The following is a 2,087-nucleotide window of genomic DNA, read 5'->3' as shown; positions in this document are numbered from 1 at the left end:
CCCATACGCACACCGGGCGGCGGCGGGCCATGCGAACATTCCCTGGACCGCAGGCGCTTCCTCACCGCCACTCCACTCACCGCCACTGCACTCACCGCCACTGCACTGACCGCCGAGGCGGCCGCCCTGCCCGGCGGCCCGCCCCGCGGAGTCGGTGACGCTCGCCGAGGTCCGGCGCTGCGCCGCGGTGTCCAACTGGCGGCCGTTCACGCCGACGAGGCAGCCTGATCGACTACGGCGAAGGTTCCTCATTGAGGCAGGTCAAATGGAACGGCTTGGCCCTGCGGGAGTTTCAGTTCAGCAAGACCTAACCTGCGGGTTTCACTTGCCGCAGTGTCCGGATCTTGATCGGAAACGCGAAAGTGCCCTCTGAACTGGGAAGATGAGGCTTGTCGAAGGTCTCTGTCATCCCAGCAGGAAGGCACTTTCTGCGTGCACACTACCGGGTCGCGCCCCAAGCTCGTCGTCACGGCCGACGGCCACGGGGTGGTCAGCCATGCCGGGTCCCGTCTGCTGGCCGATCTCGCTGACGCCACCGGCCTGACCGCCGCATTCACCGACGCGCTGCGCCGCCTGCGGCCACGCGGCACCGGACACAACCCGGGCAGGATCGCGGTGGACGTGGCGGTGATGCTCGCGGACGGCGGCGAAGCCATCGCCGACCTGGCCCTATTGCGCGACCAGGCCGAGGTCTTCGGCCCGGTGGCCTCTGCCCCGACCGCCTGGCGCCTCCTGGCCGACATCGACCACGCGGCACTGGCAGCACTGCGCACGGCCCGAGCTGCAGCGCGCGAGGTCGCCTGGCTGCAGGCCGCCGAGACGGACAGCGGCATACCCGCGGCCCAGGCCGGCGGGCGGGACCTGCCCGGGCTGGTCATTGATATGGACGCCACCCTGGTCACCTGCCACTCCGAGAAAGAGCAGGCCGCCGCCACCTACAAGCGGGGCTTCGGCTACCACCCGCTGATGTGCTTCCTGGGCAACACCGGCGAAGCCCTGGCCGGACTGCTGCGGCCGGGCAACGCCGGCGCCAACACCGCCGCCGACCACATCACCGTCCTCGATGCGGCGCTGGCCCAGATCCCCGACGACCGCCGCCACGGCACCGACATCCTCGTCCGCACCGACAGCGCCGGAGGAACCAAAGCGTTCTTGGCCCACCTGCGGGCCCTGCGCGCCCGAGGCGTCCACACCTCATTCTGGGTCGGACATCCCGTCACCGAGCCGGTCCGCCGCGCGATCCGCGTGCTGCCCGATGAGGTCTGGCACCCCGCGCTGGAGCAAGACGGCACCCTGCGCGAAGGCGCCGAGGTCGCCGAGCTGACTGGCATGGTCGACCTGGACGGCTACCCCGATGGCACCCGGATCATCGTCCGCCGCGAGCGCCCGCACCCCGGCGCCCAGCTGTCCGTGTTCGACCTCGACGAGGGCATGCGCCACCAGGTCTTCCTGACCGACACCCCCTACGGCGAAGGCTCGCTCCAGCACCTGGAGGTCCGCCACCGCGCGCACGCACGCGTCGAGGACCGCATCCGCTGCGGAAAGACCACCGGCTTCGGCCGCTTCCCCTCCCGCCATTTCGCCCTCAATCAAGCGTGGCTGGAGCTATCCCTGGCCGCCACCGACCTGCTCGCCTGGACCCAGACCCTGCTGCTGGAAGGAGAGTTGGCCACCGCCGAGCCGAAGAAGCTGCGTTACCGGCTACTGCACGCAGCCGCCCGCATCACTCGCGGCAGCCGCCGCCTTCGCCTGCGGATCGCCGCGACCTGGCCCTGGCGGCACGAACTCATCAACGCCTTCGCCCGCCTCACGGCACTACCGCGACCGGCCACCTGACCTTCGGCACTGTCCCTGCCCGCCCACCACCGAGGAACCCGTTGGAGACCCCGGCCCCGAGCGTCGGGCCCAAGCCATGCCCACTCAACGACCAGGGGCCGACACCACCAGTCCTCCGCCATCACCCCAGCTCAACCACCGGAACCGAAACGCCGAGGCTAAGGGCTGTCCCGTAATCCCCGGCGGGCGCACGACGACAGCTACGGCACCTCGCTGCGTTGTCGGATCGCCCGAATACGCCCAGTATGAGG

General features: G+C 70.4%; 2 protein-coding genes. Both read left to right on the top strand.

The annotated features are described in order from the left end of the window. Positions 1-228 (top strand): hypothetical protein (locus ACWGI8_RS43415; protein WP_453669034.1); only part of this gene is annotated, 228 nt, incomplete at its 5' end. 204 nt (positions 229-432) lie between these two features. Then, complete coding sequence (locus ACWGI8_RS43410) at positions 433-1,836, top strand: IS1380 family transposase (RefSeq protein ID WP_453669032.1); 1,404 nt, start codon at positions 433-435, stop codon at positions 1,834-1,836. Positions 1,837-2,087: the final 251 nt, after the last annotated feature.

The organism is Streptomyces sp. NPDC054841, from assembly GCF_053611045.1.
This window is presented reverse-complemented; position numbering and strand designations above follow the sequence as displayed.